At 68.8% G+C, this 17,303-nt stretch carries 14 protein-coding genes and 2 tRNA genes; 3 read left to right on the forward strand and 13 right to left on the reverse strand.

Going from position 1 to position 17,303, the window contains the following annotated elements; genetic code table 11:
- Positions 1-7: 7 nt before the first annotated feature.
- Positions 8-80: transfer RNA gene (locus QFZ21_RS03330), tRNA-Glu, on the reverse strand.
- 152 nt (positions 81-232) lie between these two features.
- Here QFZ21_RS03330 and QFZ21_RS03335 point away from each other — a divergent pair.
- Complete coding sequence (locus tag QFZ21_RS03335) at positions 233-871, forward strand: MBL fold metallo-hydrolase (protein ID WP_307374416.1); 639 nt, start codon at positions 233-235, stop codon at positions 869-871.
- Between the two features lie 2 nt (positions 872-873).
- A complete protein-coding gene (locus tag QFZ21_RS03340) occupies positions 874-1,398 on the forward strand; it encodes a GNAT family N-acetyltransferase (protein WP_307374419.1) in 525 nt (174 codons plus the stop codon).
- Here the strand turns inward: QFZ21_RS03340 and pepN are convergent.
- From pepN to gltX, 6 genes are all read right to left on the reverse strand, one after another.
- Entirely contained in the window at positions 1,395-3,878 is a 2,484-nt protein-coding gene (pepN, locus tag QFZ21_RS03345; RefSeq protein WP_307374421.1) for an aminopeptidase N, read from the reverse strand. The genes QFZ21_RS03340 and pepN overlap by 4 nt on opposite strands.
- A 55-nt stretch (positions 3,879-3,933) precedes the next feature.
- On the reverse strand, positions 3,934-4,947 hold the full coding sequence (locus QFZ21_RS03350; RefSeq protein ID WP_307374423.1) for a DNA topoisomerase IB: 1,014 nt from the start codon (positions 4,945-4,947) through the stop codon (positions 3,934-3,936).
- A gap of 53 nt (positions 4,948-5,000) precedes the next feature.
- Complete coding sequence (locus tag QFZ21_RS03355) at positions 5,001-6,293, reverse strand: MFS transporter (RefSeq protein ID WP_307381194.1); 1,293 nt, start codon at positions 6,291-6,293, stop codon at positions 5,001-5,003.
- A gap of 89 nt (positions 6,294-6,382) precedes the next feature.
- Complete coding sequence (locus tag QFZ21_RS03360; RefSeq protein WP_307374425.1) at positions 6,383-7,378, reverse strand: SDR family oxidoreductase; 996 nt, start codon at positions 7,376-7,378, stop codon at positions 6,383-6,385.
- A 79-nt stretch (positions 7,379-7,457) separates the two neighbouring features.
- Positions 7,458-7,529 (reverse strand) — tRNA-Gln (locus QFZ21_RS03365).
- A 113-nt stretch (positions 7,530-7,642) separates the two neighbouring features.
- Positions 7,643-9,148 carry a glutamate--tRNA ligase gene (gene gltX / locus QFZ21_RS03370; RefSeq protein ID WP_307374426.1) on the reverse strand — a complete coding sequence of 502 codons (1,506 nt, stop codon included), beginning with the start codon at positions 9,146-9,148 and terminating at the stop codon, positions 7,643-7,645.
- A gap of 172 nt (positions 9,149-9,320) precedes the next feature.
- Between gltX and QFZ21_RS03375 the strand changes: the two genes are divergently transcribed.
- Positions 9,321-10,565, forward strand: coding sequence for an acyl-CoA dehydrogenase family protein (locus tag QFZ21_RS03375; RefSeq protein ID WP_307374428.1), 1,245 nt, complete (start codon positions 9,321-9,323; stop codon positions 10,563-10,565).
- 65 nt (positions 10,566-10,630) lie between these two features.
- Here the strand turns inward: QFZ21_RS03375 and QFZ21_RS03380 are convergent, their stop codons facing one another.
- The 6 genes from QFZ21_RS03380 to QFZ21_RS03405 form a co-directional block, all read right to left on the reverse strand.
- On the reverse strand, positions 10,631-11,401 hold the full coding sequence (locus QFZ21_RS03380) for a class I SAM-dependent methyltransferase (protein WP_307374429.1): 771 nt from the start codon (positions 11,399-11,401) through the stop codon (positions 10,631-10,633).
- A complete protein-coding gene (locus QFZ21_RS03385) occupies positions 11,398-12,654 on the reverse strand; it encodes an MFS transporter (protein WP_307374431.1) in 1,257 nt (418 codons plus the stop codon). The genes QFZ21_RS03380 and QFZ21_RS03385 overlap by 4 nt, the downstream gene beginning before the upstream one ends.
- Positions 12,651-13,427 carry a fumarylacetoacetate hydrolase family protein gene (locus tag QFZ21_RS03390; protein WP_307374433.1) on the reverse strand — a complete coding sequence of 259 codons (777 nt, stop codon included), beginning with the start codon at positions 13,425-13,427 and terminating at the stop codon, positions 12,651-12,653. The genes QFZ21_RS03385 and QFZ21_RS03390 overlap by 4 nt, the downstream gene beginning before the upstream one ends.
- Positions 13,428-13,457: 30 nt before the next feature.
- Positions 13,458-14,558 (reverse strand): branched-chain amino acid aminotransferase, encoded by a 1,101-nt coding sequence (locus tag QFZ21_RS03395; protein ID WP_307374435.1) that lies wholly within the window; start codon positions 14,556-14,558, stop codon positions 13,458-13,460.
- Between the two features lie 62 nt (positions 14,559-14,620).
- On the reverse strand, positions 14,621-15,664 hold the full coding sequence (locus QFZ21_RS03400) for a 3-isopropylmalate dehydrogenase (protein WP_307374436.1): 1,044 nt from the start codon (positions 15,662-15,664) through the stop codon (positions 14,621-14,623).
- A 74-nt stretch (positions 15,665-15,738) separates the two neighbouring features.
- Positions 15,739-17,274, reverse strand: coding sequence for an MFS transporter (locus QFZ21_RS03405; protein ID WP_307374439.1), 1,536 nt, complete (start codon positions 17,272-17,274; stop codon positions 15,739-15,741).
- Between the last annotated feature and the right edge of the window lie 29 nt (positions 17,275-17,303).

Raw genomic sequence — 17,303 nt, forward strand, 5'->3', positions numbered from 1 at the left:
GGTGTTGTGACCCCAGCGGGATTCGAACCCGCGTTACCGCCGTGAGAGGGCAGCGTACTAGGCCGCTATACGATGGGGCCGTCTTGCGGAGCGTTTCCGTCCCGCGACAACCGTTCAAGTATGCCATGCCGATTCTCGCTCCGCAAAATCGAGGCGACCTGTGCCGAGTCCCCGGGCGTGGCGCACACAGACAGTGTTTGCCGAGCGGCCCTCGAAGGAGTTGACTCGTCTCATGCGCGTCACCAAGTTCGAACATGCCACCCTCCGCATCGACCAGAGCGATGAGACCCTCCTGATCGATCCAGGGTCCTTCACCACCCCCCTCACCGACCTCAACACGCTCGTCGGCGTCGTGATCACCCACGAGCATCCGGACCATTGGACCTCGGACCACCTCGACCGCATCCTGCGCGACGCACCGGGGACTCCGATCTACGCGCCCTCCGGTGTGGCCGCGGCAGCCGACGGGTACGAGATCACCGTCGTCGCGCCGGGAGACTCGATCGAGGCCGGCGCCTTCGCGCTGCGTTTCTTCGGCGGCACCCACGAGGTCATCCACTCCTCTCTCCCGACCGTCGAGAACGTCGGCGTCCTGATCAACGACGTGCTCTACTACCCGGGCGACTCCTACGCGGTCCCCGAGGGCATCGAGGTCGACACGCTCGCCGCACCACTCGGCGCCCCCTGGCTGAAGATCGGCGAGGCGATGGACTACGTGCTCGCCGTCAAGCCGCGCCGAGCGTTCGGCACCCACGACATGACCCTGTCGGTCATCGGCAAGAACATGCACCGGCAGCGGCTGCAGTGGGCGACCGAGCAGGACGGCGGCGAGTTCTTCGTCCTCGAATCGGGCGACACCCTCGATCTCTGACCGTGGGCATCGAACGGCTCCTGCCGTCTCCCACGACCCGGCTGCGGTTCCGGGAGATGACGCACGACGACCTCGACGCGATGGCCGCGATGCTGGGCGATCCGGAGGTGATGGCCTTCTACCCGGCGCCGAAGACCCGCGCGGAGAGCGCCGAGTGGATCGAGCGGATGCAGGAGCGCTACGACCGCTTCGGACACGGTCTGTGGATCATCGAGACGCACGACGGCACGTTCGTCGGGGATTGCGGCATCACCTGGCAGTCGGTCAACGACGTGCGGGTGCTCGAGGTCGGATATCACGTCGTCGGCGAAAGGCAGCGCCAGGGCTACGCGACCGAGGCCGCGCGAGCGTGCGTCGACCTCGTCGCGCGGAAGTTCGCGCCGATGCTCCTCACGGCGATCATCCATCCCGATAACGCGGCCTCTCGCGGAGTCGCCGAGAACCTGGGCATGACGCACATCGATGACGACCGCGCGCACCCGTGGATCGTGCGCACCGTCATGGGGATGCAGGTCTCCCCCGCCTAGCTGGTTCCCGCCCGCACGCGGAGCTCGCGCGCGAGGTGGTCGCGCTGCTCGATGATCAGGCGCCGGAGCGCGGCCGGAGCAGATTCGTGCTCCGCAAGCCACGTGTCGACGAGTTGCAGCGAGTCGCTCGCCGGGAACAGCCCGACGACCAGTCTCCTAGCCAGCTCGATGCTGCGCGCACCCCAGACGTCGCGGATGCGGGCGAAGTACTCGGCATCGAAACCCGAGATCAGATCGCGCCGTCCGCCGGCCCGGAAACCGGCGATCTCGGCGTCGAGGTGGTCGTTGCTCAGCGAGAGGTCGTTCCACGCCGCTTCCCACGCGACCCGGCGGACGGCCTGCTCAGGGCGGGAAGCGTGGGCGCGCCGCGCAGCGGTGCGTCCGCTCCCAGTGTCGTCGCGCTCCTGCTCCGCCGTGATGTCGTACACGTCGGCATGACCGGTCGTGACGAGTGCGGTGAGGAGTTCCCAGCGCAGATCGGGGTCCACGACGAGACCGTCCGGCACGTCGCCGTCGAGCAGGGCCCGTACCTCCGCGTGTCGCGCGTCGTCGTACATGGATGCCGTCGCCAGAGCCCTCGCCCACGAGAGCTGGGCGTCGCTACCGGCATCGGCGGCCTCGAGTGCGGCCCAGGTCGCCTGCGTCCACTCGCGCTGCTGCTCGTCGCGACGTGCGTGATCGACGAAGTGCCGCAGCGTGAACGCCGCATTCGCCAGGACGCCGGAGATCAGGCCGATGTTCGACTCCGCCGGAGCGTGCGCACGGACGATCGCGAGGTATCGCGTCGCGTCGAGCTCACCGTCGCGCGTGGCGTTCCAGAGCGCCGACCACACCAGCGCCCTCGCGAGCGGGTCTTCGATCGCCGAGAGCGACTCCTCCACGGTGGCCAGTGAGCGCTCGTCGAGGCGCGCCTTCGCATAGGTGAGATCGTCGTCGTTGAGCAGCACGAGGTCGGCGTCGGCCGATTCCAGTGGGGTCCGCGCGCCCGTGATGTCGAGCTCCGATTGCTCCCGGCGCACGATGCGACCGTCGACGCGGTCGTACAGGCCGATCCGGAGTCGGTGCGGGCGCGGGTCGCTCTGCATCAGGAGGCGGTGGCCTTCGGCATCCGTCTCCATCCACAGCACCGACATGCCTGACGTCTGCAGCCAGGCGGCCGACCAGTCACTCATGTCCCGCCCAGAGACGGCGCTCAGCTGCACGAGGAAGTCCTCGAGCGTGGTGTTGCCGAAGGCATTCGCCGCGAAGTACCGTCGCGCACCCTCGAAGAAGGCGTCGTCGCCGACGAAGGCGACGAGCTGCTTCAGCACCGCCGCACCCTTGGCGTAGGTGATCCCGTCGAAGTTCAGCTTCGCCGCCTCGAGGTCGGTGATGTCGGCGACGATCGGATGCGTCGTCGGCAGCTGATCCTGCTGATACGCCCACGCCTTGCGCTTCGCGGCGAACGTGACCCAGGCGTCATGGAACCGGGTGGCCACGGCGGAGGCGTGCGAACCCATGTAGTCCGCGAAGGACTCCTTGAGCCACAGGTCGTCCCACCACTTCATCGTGACCAGGTCGCCGAACCACATGTGTGCCATCTCGTGCAGGATCGTGTTGGCCCGCCCGGCACGCTGCGCCTCGGTGGCGGCTCCGCGCGAGATGTAGCCCTCCGTGAAGGTCACGAGTCCGGGGTTCTCCATCGCGCCGAGGTTGTACTCGGGAACGAAGATCTGGTCGTACTTGCCCCACGGGTAGGGGTAGGCGAAAGCATCCGTGAAGAAGTCGAGGCCCTGGCGCGTGACCTCGAGGATCTCGTCCGCCTCGAGATGCTGCGCCAGCGAGCGACGCACGAAGACCCCGAGCTCGATGCGCTGCTCATCGCGCTGCCAATCGCCACTGACGCGCGCGTACGGGCCCGCGGCGACCGCCGTGATGTAGCTCGAGATGGGGAGCGTCGGCGCGAACTCGACCCGCTGCACGCCCACTCCGAGGTCGGTGTGTGCGGGCGCCTGGTTGGACAGCACCTCCCAGCCCGACGGCGCATCGATCACGAACGTGTACGCAGCCTTCATGTCGGGCTGCTCGAAGCAGGCCATCACGCGCCGCGCGTCGGCGGGCTCGTACTGGGTGTAGAGGTAGGTCGCGTCGTCCACGGGATCGTGGAAACGGTGCAGCCCCTCGCCCGACCTGCTGTAGGCGCCGATCGCCTCGACCCGCACCACGTTCGCTCCGGCCAGTCCCGAGAGGGAGATCCGCGCGCCGTCGTAGACGATCTCCTGCTCCACGCCGTTCACGACGAGCCGGCGCACCTCCTCGCCGATGAAGTCCAGCCAGGTCGTGTCGGTGGAGGACTCGAACTCGAGCGTCGTCGCGGTGGGGAAACCTGTCCGCGCACGTTCGGGCGCTCCGGTGAGATCGAGTTCGACACGGAAGCTGCGCAGGGCGACGGCCGCGGATCGCGCCGCAGTCTCGTCCCGGCTGAGGTTGGCGGTGTCCATGCTTCTATCCTGTCATTCCAGAGGAAACCTCACGGACGTCGCGGTTCCCCTCGTCTCACCGAGCCTGTCGGGACGCAGACCGGCGGCTGGCCTTCCGCGCCTTCTTCGGTCCGCCCAACAGACGTCGGATGGCGGTCTCGGGCGACACGGAGATGTCGAGGGTCTCTCCCCGCGCGTAGAGGCGGAACACCTTCGGGTCGATGTAGCTGCCGCGAGCGACCGCGGTCGTGTTTCCGAGTGCGGTCGCCGTCGCCTGCACCGCCAGACGCTCCGCCTTCCCGCGGTCTCCTCGGCCGTCGAGAGGGCCGATCCGGGCGAGGGCATCAGCCGCGACGATGGTGCCGTGCAGAGTTCGGAAGTCCTTCGCCGAGAACGATGCTCCGGTGACGTGGCGCACGTAGTTGTTGACCTCTGCGGGCGTGATCCGCACCCGTTTGCGACCCTTCCGATACGCGAGCAGGAACTGTTTCGGGGATCCGACCGCGAAGTCCGTCAGAGCATCGGCGAGCGATGCGTCGGTGATCTCGATGGAGGCCGTGCGCCCGCTCTTCGCGGGAAAGGACAACGCGACGGAGGCACCGTCGACGCGCACGTCACGACGGCGCAGAGTCGTCAGCCCGCGACTGCCGTGCCGGACCAGGTAGCGCTCGGACCCGATGCGGATGGCCGCATCGTCGAGCAGCCGGAAAGCGACCGCGAGAGCGCGCTCCTTGGTCTGCCCCTCATCGCGGAGCGCGCGCGTGACCTGAGCGCGTGCCCCGGGCAGCGCGGCCGCCAGGTCGAGAGAGCGCACGAACTTGCGTCGATCGCGGGACACGCGCCACAGCGGGTGATACAGGTATTGCTTACGGCCGGCCTCGTCGACCCCCACCGCCTGGATGTGCGCCAGCGGATCCGCCGAGATCCAGACGTCCGTCCACGCGGGTGGGATGACCAGGTCGTGGATTCTTTCGCGATCGGCGTCGGGTGCCGGCGAGTTCGTCTGATCGACGTAACGGAAACCGCGCCCCGATCGCACGCGACGGAAACCGGGGTCCTCGCCGGGGATCACCCGGGTCAATGCCGCCATGCGTCGTGCCTCCTGGTTCCGCGGCCGCTGCGAAAGGTCGAGCCGCTCGATCACTACGCTGCCGGTGCGTCTCCCCCGGCGGAAGGGAGTGGCGTCTCGCGCTCCGGCGTGCTATCCGGCACGCCGTTCGCCTTCGGCGGGACGACCCTCTCCAGCACGATCGCCAGCCCGCCGACCGCGACACTGCCGGCGACCATGACGCCGACGAACCAACCGTCGACCCCCTCGCCGAGCATCACGCCGGCGACGAGCGGGCCCGTGATCGCGCCACCCTGGAAGGCGGCCGAGTTGATCGCGTTGTAGCGGCCGCGGGTGCGGTCAGTGGCGAGGTCGTTGTAGATCGCCGGAACGGTGGGCTGCAGCATCGTCTCGCCGAACGCGAAGACGCCCATGAACGCGATCACGCCGATAGCGGCGGTGAGCGATCCCGGCAGGAAGCCGGTGGCGCCCAGCACCACCCAGGACAGCGCCCAGAGAAGCGCCATGACCTGCATGACCCGTGTGCGCCGCTTGCCCGAGATGAGTCGGAGCACGGCGAACTGCAGCAGTACGATCACGGCTGTGTTCACCGCGAACGAGAGCCCCACCACCTGGGTCGACACCTCGGCGACCTGACGGGCGAAGGCGGGGAACCCGGCCTCCAGCTGTCCGTAGCCGATGAACACCGCGAAGAAGGTGAGGAGCGTCAGCCAGAGCACGGCCGGTCGCCGCAGGATCTCGCGGTAGCCTCCGGAAGGGGTCGCGTCGCCGTCGGCATCGGCCTGCGTACGCACTCGGCGCAGAGGTCCGAGCAGCAGCGCCAACGGGATGAGGCTGCTTGCCGCGTCGATGAGGAAGATCGTCGTGAAGGTGGTGGGATCGTGCACGTCGACGAAGAAGCCGCCGATGATGCCGCCGACGCCGATGCCGAGGTTCACCAGGGCGAAGTTGACGCCGAAGTACTGCTGACGGACCTCTCCATCGACCACGCTCGCGATGAGCGCGTTGAAACCCGGCCAGGAGACGCCGAAGTTCACGCCGATCAGCATCACCGCGACGGCGGCTACCGCCGGATGCGTGGCGGTAGCGAGCAGAGTGCACCCGGCGATCATGGCGAGCAGTCCGACGATCAGCACGCGCCGTGCCCCGAGGCGGTCGATGAGCGTGCCGCCGGGACCCGTCACGACCAGCCCGGTGATCGCGATCAGGCTCATCAGCGCGCCCGACACCCCGAGATCGAAACCGCGCACCTCGTGGAAGTAGATGATCGTGAACGGCAGAGTCATGCCGCGCCCGAGCGTCTGGATCGCCACGGTGGAGAGCAGCCAGCGCCCCTCGGTGGGGAGCGCGATCCAGAAGGTCTTCATGCCGGTCACCAGAGAATTCTGCCCGATGCCTCGGACATCGTCACACCGGCCGCCCGGACCGGCGCTGGCTTACGATCGCGAGCAGTCCCTCAGCTGCGCGGCAGCGCGAGGATGCGCTCGAACGCGGCATCCTGCTCGGCATCGACGACCTGCCGCTCGGGGTGTGCGTCGTACCAGGCGAGGATCTCCTGCGCCCCCTCGTCGAAGGTCACGGTGGTCCGGAACTCCGGAACGAGCGCCTTCACCTTGCTGTTGTCGAAGACCATCGAGTGCGTCTTGTCGCCGAGCAAGCCGCCGGCCCAGTCCGGATGCACGGTGGAGATCGTGTCGGAGGCGACGTGCACGAGCTCGGGCTCGACGCCGGCGGCTTCGCCGATCCAGCGGTAGATCCGATCCCAGGTGGGCGCATGGTCGCCGGTGATGTGGAAGACGTCGCCGACCGCATCGGGGTGCCCCAGAAGTCCGACGAACGCCACGGCGAAGTCGCGGGTGTGCGTGATCGTCCACTGCGTCGAGCCGTCGCCATGCACCACGACCGGCTTGCCCGCGCGCATGCGGGCGATGTCGGTCCACTGCCCGAGCGTGGGGATCAGGGTCGCATCGTAGGTGTGCGACGGGCGCACGATCGTCGTCGGGAAGCCGCTCTCTCGATACGCGGCGACCAGCAGGTCCTCGCACGCGATCTTGTCGCGGGAGTACCGCCAATAGGGGTTGCGCAAGGGGGTCGATTCGACGATCGGCAGGCGCGTCGGCGGCGTCTGGTAGGCGGAGGCCGAGCTGATGAACACGTACTGCCCGACCCGCCCGTCGAACCGGTCGATGTTCGCCTGCACGTGAGAGGGCGTGAAGGACAGGAAATCCGCGACGACGTCGAAGTCGCCGCCCGCGCTGTGCAGCGCATCTCTCGTCGATTCGGGATCGCGGATGTCGGCGACGATCGATCGGACGCCGGAAGGCAGCGGGCGGATGCCGGTCGTGCCCCGGTTCAGCACGCTGACGTCGTGACCGGCTTCGAGGGCCCGCGAGACGCTTCCCGCACTGATGATGCCCGTACCGCCGATGAAGAGGATGCGCTTCGCAGTCATCCCGCCAGTCTGGCAGGAGCGCCGGACGTGTGGGCTGATACAAAAAGAAACCCCCGCCTGAGCGGGGGTTTTCATCTTGCTGGGGTACCTGGACTCGAACCAAGAATAACGGAACCAGAAACCGTCGTGTTGCCAATTACACCATACCCCAAGGGCGAAACCGGAGTCTCGCACCGAGAATCAAGCCTACCCGAGCGGCGCCGGAACACCAAAATGGCCCGTCCCGCACGGCCACCCGGGCGCGTCGTCCTCAGTGGCCGATTCTCAGCTCTCCAGGAAGGCCGACAGGCCTCGCAGGCGCCGCAGCGACTCGTCCTTCCCTAGCAGCTCCATCGACTCGAACAGCGGCGGTGAGACCCGGCGGCCGGTGATGGCGACGCGCGGCGGGCCGTAGGCGATGCGCGGCTTCAGCTCGAGGTTCTCGACGAGGGCGTGTGCGAGGGCGTCCTGGATCTTCTGCGGAGTGAACTCGGTCACCGGCTCGAGGGCCGCGGCGCAGGCGTCGAGAACCTCCGCGGCGTTCGCCGGCAGACCCTTGAGCGCGTCCGCGTCGTAGGAGACATCGTCGGTGAAGAGGAATCCGACCATGCCGGGCACCTCCCCCAGCAGCTGCACGCGCTCCTGTACCAGGGGTGCGACGCGGAAGGCCTGCACCAGCTGTTCGCGCGTGGGCTCGTCGAACAGCCCGGCGGCGGCGAGGTACGGAACCGTCCGCTCCGCGAAGTCCTTCTCGGCCAGCATCCGGATGTGGTCGCCGTTGATCGACTCGGCCTTCTTCTGGTCGAAGCGGGCCGGGTTCGGGTTCACGTTCTCGATGTCGAAGGCGGCGGTGAACTCCTCGAGGGAGAACACGTCGCGGTCGTGGCCGATCGACCATCCGAGCAGAGCGAGGTAGTTCAGCAGCCCCTCCGGGATGAACCCGCGGTCGCGGTGCAGGAAGAGATCGGCCTGCGGGTCGCGCTTGGAGAGCTTCTTGTTGCCGGTCTCGCCCAGCACGAGAGGCATGTGCGCGAAGCGCGGCACGAAGGTCGTGACGCCGGCATCGATCAGCGCGGCGTACAGCGCGAGCTGACGTGCAGTCGAGGGCATGAGGTCTTCGCCGCGCAGCACGTGCGTGATCCCCATCAGAGCATCGTCGACCGGGTTCACGAAGGTGTAGAGCGGGATGCCGTTCGGGCGGACGACCACGAAATCGGGGAATGATCCCGCGGGGAAGGTGACCTCGCCGCGGATGAGGTCGACGTAGGTGAGGTCCTCGTCTGGGACGCGCAGGCGCAGCGCGGGCTGGCGCCCCTCGGCACGGAACGCCTCCTTCTGCGCGTCGGTCAGCTCGCGGTCGAAGTTGTCGTAGCCGAGCTGCTTGGCGCGACCGTTCGCCTCGTTGCGCGCGTCGATCTCCTCGGCGTTGGAGTAGCTCTCGTACAGCGCACCGGAGGCGAGAAGCTTATCGATGACGCCGCGGTAGATGTCGTGGCGCTCGGACTGCCGGTAGGGGGCGTGCGGCCCGCCGACCTCGACGCCCTCATCCCAGTCGATCTTGAGCCAGGTCAGCGCGTCGAGCAGCTGGCGGTAGCTCTCCTCGCTGTCGCGCGCGGCGTCGGTGTCTTCGATGCGGAAGACCATCTTGCCGCCGTTGTGCCGGGCGTACGCCCAGTTGAACAGGGCGGTGCGCACCAGACCGACGTGCGGCAAGCCGGTCGGAGAGGGGCAGAAGCGGACGCGGACGTCGGCACCACGTGCAGTCGTGGTGAGGGGGTGAGGAGTAGCCATAGCCCTCTGATTCTAGTTGCCGATGCCACGCCGCCCTGGGCCGGTGGCCGCCGTCACGAACCGCGTACGGAGACACCCGGAGAAACAGAGCCTCACCCGGGGTAATCCGCCGGCCGTGATCCGCCGCCCGCTTCTATCGTTGCGGCACACACCCCGACCGGAAGGCGACGACATGACCATCACGGATGCAGTGACGACAGGAATCAACAACCGCTGGAGCGACGCGGCGGCACCACGAACCAGCGTCGGATGGCTCGACCGGGCCGGGGAGGTCGCCGACATCCTCGCCGTCGACGCCGTCGAGCGCGACCGCGCCAACGCGACCCCGCATGCGGAGGTGCAGCTGCTGAAGGATTCCGGACTCGTCACCCTGCTCGGCCCGCGCGAGCACGGTGGTGCGGGCGAGACCTGGGACACCGCGTACAAGGTGATCCGGACCGTAGCCCGAGGCGACGGGTCGATCGGCCAGGTGCTCGGCTACCACTATCTCTGGGCCTGGGCGGCGCGGCTCGTGGCGACGGACGAGCAGATCGCCGCGGTCGAAGAGCTCTACACCGCGAACAATCTCGTGTTCGGCGGGGCCGTCAATCCGCGCGACTCGGACCTGACCATCCGCGAAGACGGCGACGAGCTCGTCTTCTCCGGACGCAAGTCATTCTCCACCGGCGGCCAGATCTCCGATCTGACTGTGCTCGAGGGCGTGCTCGACGGTACGGAGACGCACATCTTCGCGATCGTGCCGACGGCACAGGAGGGCATCGTCTTCGCCGACGACTGGGACAATCTGGGTCAGCGGCTCACCGAGTCCGGGTCGGTCGAGATCCGCGATGTGCGCGTCCCCTGGGCGTCCGCCGCCGGATTCGTGGACAGGGTCTTCCAGCCGCTCACCTACAACACGCTGAACGTGCCAACGATCCAGCTGGTCTTCGCCAACTTCTACCTCGGCATCGCCCAGGGCGCCCTCGAGACGGCATCCGCCTACACGCGCACCACCACCCGGGCGTGGCCCTTCGGCGGCGACGACAAGCAGCATGCGACCGACGAGTGGTATCTGCTCGAGGGGTACGGCACGCTGGCGTCCAAGCTCTGGGCGGACGAGGCGCTGCTGGATGCCGCGGGCGCCGAGATCAGCGCCGTGCTGCATGCACCGCGGGAGGAGCTCACGGCCCGGCGGCGCGGCGAGATCGCCGTCCGGATCGCGGCGGGGAAGCTCCGCATCGTCGACGACGGCCTCGAGGTGGCGACCAAGGTCTACGAACTCACCGGCGCACGGGCGACCGCGAACTCCGTCGGCCTCGACATCTTCTGGCGCAATCTCCGCACGCACAGCCTGCACGACCCGATCGCTTACAAGAAGAGGGAGGTCGGGCAGTACGTGCTCCTGAACGAGGTGCCGGAACCCACCTGGTACACCTGAGCCGCGCGGCCCGGCTCGGCGTCGCATCCGTCGCTCATGTCGAGCTGGATGCGACGCCGTGCGGCTCAGGGTGCTCGGCCGATCGCCACCGCCGCGGTGTGCTCGAGTGCGATCATGCCGTCCGTCTCGTGCTCCACCACGAGTTCGTCGAACGCGGCACGGAACCGTCGGCGGTCGGACTCGTCGAGCCCGCGGTAGAACAGCCCGGCCGACGCGACGCCTCCCTCGGCGGAGGCCCAGAGCGCGGCAGGCGCCACGTGCCATGTCCAGGAGAGCTCCGCGACGTCGGTGGCGACCCATCCCCCATCCGCCAGCATGCGGCCGAATCCTGCTGGCGTGCGCTCGAACTCCTTGTCCGCGGGGAGGCGCTCCCCCGCGCTCGGCGTGAGCCCCGCGCGAGCGCTGACGTCGACCCAGAACCACGACGGCGACTCGAGCCAGATCGTGGCCGCGAGGAGCGAGCCGGGCATCGCGACCCGCGCCATGCCCCTCGCCGACGCCCGTGGATCCGCCACGTGATTCAGCACGAAGTTCGCCGTCACCGCTTCGAAGTCGTGATCCGGGAAAGGCAGGTCAGGGAGCGCGCCGTCGACGAAGCGCACGCCGGGATGTTCACGCTCGGCCACGGCTCTCATGGTGGGCTCGGGATCGCTCGCCGTCACCGACCAGCCCTCGATCGCGAACCGTGCCGCGAGCGTGCCCGTGCCCGAACCGACGTCCAGGAGTCGCCTTCCCTCGCCCGACCCGAGCGTCGCTGCCAGCGCATCGCCGGTGCCCTCACACAGCGAGGCGTAAGAGGCGGCGTACGCCTCGCCGACACCCGCCCACGGCTTCATCGCGTCGTCCGCCCTAGCGGCGACAGCGCGACGATCGCGATGACCAGAACGGATGCCGCGATGCCGAGTCCCGCGTACTGGAAGTTGGACAGCACCACCCCGGCGAGGATCGACCCGGCCGCCGCCGACAGGCTCATCAGCGAGTCGCTGCGCCCCTGTCGCCGCGTGCGGATCTCGGGCGCGGAGGCCTCGGTGAGCAGGGCAGCACCGGCGACCGTGGCCGCGCTCCAGCCCAGGCCGAGCAGGATCAGGGCGACCATGACGCCCCAGGTCTCCGTGCCGGTGAAGACAGCGAACGCCAGCGCCCCGCCGAGCAGCACCTGGCCGAGCAGGACGACCCGCAGGCGACCCCACCGGTCGGCCAGCACGCCGAAGAGCGGCGACAGGGCGTACATGCCGCCGACGTGCAGCGCGATCGTGATGCCCACGAGGGCGGACACGTCGGCGGGTGTGGCTGCCATCCCGTGCGCGCCGTGCGCCATGTGCGACAGGTGCACCGGAGTCATCGCCATGACGGAGGCCATCACGACGTGGGATCCCGCCACCGCGAAGATCGCGTAGCGCGCCACCAAGGGGCGGTCGGCGATACGAGCGCCGGTCGCCGTGGCCGCCGCCTTCGCCAGCCGCTGCGCCGCGAGCAGCGGGTCGGGCCGCAGGGCGACGACGTAGAGCACGAGTGCCGCGCACTGCGCCACGAAAGAGAAGACGTAGGAGCCCGTCTGCGGCGGCATCCCGATCGCCGCGCCGACGATCTCGCCCGGTCCGAGCAGCAGCGGGCCCGCGACGCCGCCGATGGTGGTCGACCAGACGACGATCGAGAGATCCCGCCCGCGATGCTGCGGCGCGGCGAGGTCGGTCGCCGCGAACCGCGACTGCAGGTTGCCGGCGTTGCCCGCGCCGATCATCAGGATGCCGGCCAGCAGCAGCGGGAAGACCCGCACGGATGCCGCGAGGATCACCACCGCGATGCCGACGAGTGCGAACAGGTTCCCGAGGGTCAGCGCCCGGCGACGGCCGACCCTCGCCGCCAAGCGTGCCAGCGGGATGGCGCACACCGCGGCGCCGAGCGTCACGGATGCCGTCGCGAGTCCCGACAGAGCATCACTGCCTGAGATGTCCGCGGCCAGCAGTGCGCCGAGTGAGACCGTCGCTCCGAAGGCGATGCCGCCGAGGACCTGGCCGAACGAGAGCACCAGCACGGTGCGCCGCTGTACGGCCGACTGCTGCGCCGCCGTCAAGGCGACGCCGGTCATGACGCCGATACGGCGTCGCGTGCGACGTTGCGCAGGATCCCCAGCCCCGAGATCTCGACTTCGACGACGTCGCCCGCACCGAACGCGCCGACACCGGCCGGCGTGCCCGTCATGATCACGTCGCCGGGAAGGAGGGTGAACACGGCGGAGGCGTACTCGATGATGGCCGGGACCGAGTGGATCATGTCGGTCAGCGGCGCCTGCTGGCGCACCTCGCCGTTGACTCGGGTCTCGATCGTCGCGGAGGAAAGGTCGAAGTCCGTCTCGATCACGGGTCCGAGCGGGCAGAAGGTGTCGAAACCCTTCGCCCTCGCCCACTGGCCGTCCTTGCGCTGCAGGTCGCGCGCGGTCACATCGTTGCCGATCGTGTATCCGAGCACGTAGTCGAGAGCGTTCGCGGCCTTGACGTTCTTGGCGATCTTGCCGATGACGACGACGAGCTCGCCCTCGTACTCGGTCTGCTCGGACAGGGTCGGACGCACGATCGCATCGCCGGGTCCGACCACAGCGGTGTTCGGCTTGAGGAACAGCAGCGGCTCCTCCGGTGCCACTCCCCCCATCTCGGCCGCGTGGTCGTGATAGTTCTTGCCGACGCAGACGACCTTCGAGCGCGGGATGACGGGTGCGAGCAGCGCGGCATCCGCCAGAGGAACCCGAGCACCGGTGGTCTCGTATCCGGTGAACATCGGGTCTCCGGCGAGCACGACGAGGTCGCTCCCGTCGATGATCCCGTAGCTGATGGCGTCGTCGTGGCTGAACCGGGCGATCTTCATGCGATCCAGCCTACCCAGCGCCGTGTGGCGTCAGGCGTCCAGACGCAGCAGCCAGCCGTGCCGGTCCTCGCGGCGGCCGTACTGGATGTCGGTGAGCTCTTCGCGCAGCGACAGTGCGAGCTCGCCCTGCGGCTGCGGCTCGTCGAATCCCTCGCCGACGAGTGCGCCGATCGGGGTGACGACGGCGGCGGTGCCACACGCGAACACCTCGACGATGTCGCCGGATGCCACACCCTCACGCCACTCGTCGATCGAGATCGGACGCTTCTCCACCGTGTAGCCGCGGTCCTCCGCGAGCTGCAGCAGCGAGTCGCGCGTGATGCCCTCGAGGATGCTGTCCGACTCGGGCGTCACGACGCGGCCGTCCTTGAAGACGAACACGACGTTCATGCCGCCGAGCTCCTCGACGTTGCGGTGCTCGTTCAGGAACACGACCTGGTCGCAGCCCTTCGCGCTCGCCTCGGACTGCGCGAGCAGGCTCGACGCGTAGTTGCCGCCCGTCTTCGCCTTGCCCGTGCCACCCTTGCCTGCGCGGGCGTAGTCCTCGGAGAGCCAGATGCGCACCGGCTTCACGCCGCCGGAGAAATAGGCCCCGGCAGGGCTGGCGATCACGTAGTACGCGACCTTCTGCGCGGCCCGGACTCCGAGGAAGGCCTCCTTGGCGAACATGAAGGGCCGCAGGTAGAGACTCTGATCAGCACCGGAGGGCACCCAGCGGCCGTCGACGGCGACGATCTCGCGCAGCGACTGGATGAAGTAGTCGGTGGGGAGCTCCGGCAGCGCGAGGCGCCGGGCACTCGCCTGCAGGCGCGCCGCATTGCGGTCGGGGCGGAACGTGTGGATCGATCCGTCCTCGTGGCGGTACGCCTTGATGCCCTCGAAGATCTCCTGCCCGTAGTGCAGGACGGATGCGGCGGGGTCGAGCGGAATGGGACCGTAGGGCTGCACGCGCGGGCGGTGCCATCCGCCCTTGGCCGACCAGCAGATGTCGACCATGTGGTCGGTGAAGACCACTCCGAATCCGGGGTTCTCGTGCACCTCGGCCACGCGGGCGGGCGTCGCGGCCGCGAGGTTCTTGGTCACAGCGAAATCGAGCGGCGCCACGGCAGCCTCTGCATCGATGGTCGTCATCATCGTCATCCGTTCCTTGTGGGTGGGCGCATCGTCGCGCCGTCTCAGCCTACGCCCGCCGGTCAGAGGCGGGCAGTGATCGCGGAGCCGATCTCCGCCGTCGTGCGTGCCGAGCTGCGCTCGGCGATATCCGCCTCGACCGCCGCGCTGATGCGGGCGGATTCGGCGGAGAGTCCCAGGTGGTCGAGCAGGAGTGCGATCGACAGGATCGCCGCCGTCGGATCGGCCTTCTGCTGCCCGGCGATGTCGGGCGCCGAGCCGTGCACCGGCTCGAACATCGAGGGGAACGCACCGTCCGGGTTGATGTTGCCGGATGCTGCGAGACCGATGCCGCCGGTCACCGCACCGGCCAGGTCGGTGAGGATGTCGCCGAACAGGTTGTCGGTGACGATCACGTCGAACCGCGAGGGGTCGGTGACCAGGAAGATCGTCGCCGCATCCACGTGCAGGTAGTCGACGGCGACGTCGGGGTGCGCGGCCGCGACCTCGTTCACGATGCGCTGCCAGATGCCGCCGGCGTGCACCAGCACGTTCGTCTTGTGCACGAGCGTGAGCTTCCTGCGGCGTCGCTCGGCAAGGTCGAAGGCGTAGCGCACCACGCGCTCGACGCCGAAGGCGGTGTTCACGGACGTCTCGTTGGCGATCTCGTGCGGGGTCCCCTTACGGATCGCGCCGCCGTTGCCGACGTAGGGTCCCTCCGTCCCCTCCCGCACCACGACGAAGTCGATCTCGCCCGGATTCGCGAGCGGCCCAGGCGCACCGGTGAAGAGCTTGGAGGGACGAAGGTTCACGTAGTGGTCCAGCGTGAAGCGGAGCTTCAGCAGCAGCCCGCGCTCGATGTTGGCGTCCTTCAAGCGCGGATCTCCCGGCGTTCCGCCGACAGCACCCAGGAGGATGGCGTCCTGCGCGGAGATGGCCTCGAGGTCTTCGTCGGTCAGGGTGTCACCGGTCTCGAGGAAGCGGGCGGCTCCGAGCGAGAAGCGGGTCTTCTCGAAGACGACGTCGCTCTGCGCGGTCACCGCGTCGAGGACCTTCTCGGCCTCGGCGACGACCTCGGGTCCGATGCCGTCACCGGGGATGACGGCCAGCTTCACGACACGCGACATGACACTCCTTGCACCGGGTGGACCGGCCCCTGCTCGACGACGTGTCGAACGGGCCGGTCCTCCCAGCGTAACGGTCAGTGCGTGGGTGCCTTGCGCAGTGTGACGGCGGCGATGAGTCCGGCGACGACCACCAGCGCAGCGCCGATCAGCGAGGTCACCATCACGCCGGAGCCGAAGGCCGCGGCGGCGGCATCCCACAGCGCATCGCCGAGCCGGGCGGGCAGCTGCTCTGCGGCCGTGTAGGCGCCGGCGAGAGTCTCGCGGGCGGCATGCGCCACATCCGCCGGCAGGCCGGCGGGCAGCACCAGCGCCCCGCGGTAGAAGGCGGTGATGATGCCGCCGAGGATCGCCGTGCCGAGCACGGCACCCAGCTCGTACGCTGTCTCGGAGACCGCACTCGCAGCTCCCGCCTTCTCGACCGGAGCACTCGACAGGATCAGCTCGTTGGAGATCGTCTCGGCGGCGCCGATACCGAGGCCCAGCACCACGAAGGCGATGATCAGCGGTGCCACACCGTGCTCGTGCGTGGTGAACGCGACGATCAGGTAGCCCGCCACCGAGAACAGCAGCGCTCCGGGCACGAGGATGTGCGGCCGCAGGCGACGCGAGATCGGGACGACCCCGAGGCCGGCGACGATCATCGCGACCATGCCGGGGACGAGGGCGAAGCCGGCCACCATGGGCGAGAGTCCCAGCACGAGCTGCAGGTGCTGCGACACGAAGTAGAGGAAGCCGACGAGCGCCACCACGCTGAGCAGGTTCACCATGATCGCCCCGGAGAACGTGCCGCGGCGGAACAGCGCCATGTCGAGCATCGGGATCTCCGCGCGGAGCTGGCGGCGGACGAACAGCACGCCCATCGCGATTCCGAGCAGCGCCCAGGCTCCGACCGAGACGGACGGGCCGTCGACCGCGAGCGACTTGATGGCGTAGACGACCGGGATCATGGCCGCCATCGAGAGCAGGATGCTGAGGGGGTCGATGCGTCCGGGCTTCGGGTCGCGGCTCTCCGGTACCAGCAGCGGACCGGCGATCAGCAGCGGGATCAGCACGGGCACCGCGAGGAGGAAGACGGACCCCCAGGCGAAGTGCTCGAGCAGGAATCCACCGACGATCGGGCCCAGAGCGGCTCCGGCCGAGAACGCCGAGGCCCAGACCGCGATGGCCATCCGGCGCTGGTCGCGGTTCTGGAAGATCGAGCGCAGCAGGGAGAGCGTCGACGGCATCAGCATGGCGCCGAAGAAGCCGAGCAGCGCCCGTGCGGCGATCAGCAGTCCGGCAGTCGGCGCGAAAGCGGCCAGCACCGAGACCGCGGCGAAACCGGTCGCGCCGATCAGCAGCATCCGCTTCCGTCCGAAGCGGTCGCCGAGGGTTCCCATGGTGACGAGCAGTCCTGCGAGCACCAGCGGATACACGTCGATGATCCACAGCTGCTCGGCTCCCGAGGGGGCGAGTGCGATGGAGATCTCGGGCAGCGCGAAGCTCAGGACCGTGTTGTCCACCGACACCAGCAGCACCGGCAGCATGAGGACGACGAGCGCCGCCCAGCCGCGGGCTCCGACGCGGGGAGCATCCGTCTCTGTCGTCGGGATCGACGCAGTACGGGTCATGGAACACCTCTCAGGATCATGGCGGCCTC

Origin of the sequence: Microbacterium sp. W4I20 (assembly GCF_030816505.1) — a bacterium.
GTDB lineage: Bacteria > Actinomycetota > Actinomycetes > Actinomycetales > Microbacteriaceae > Microbacterium.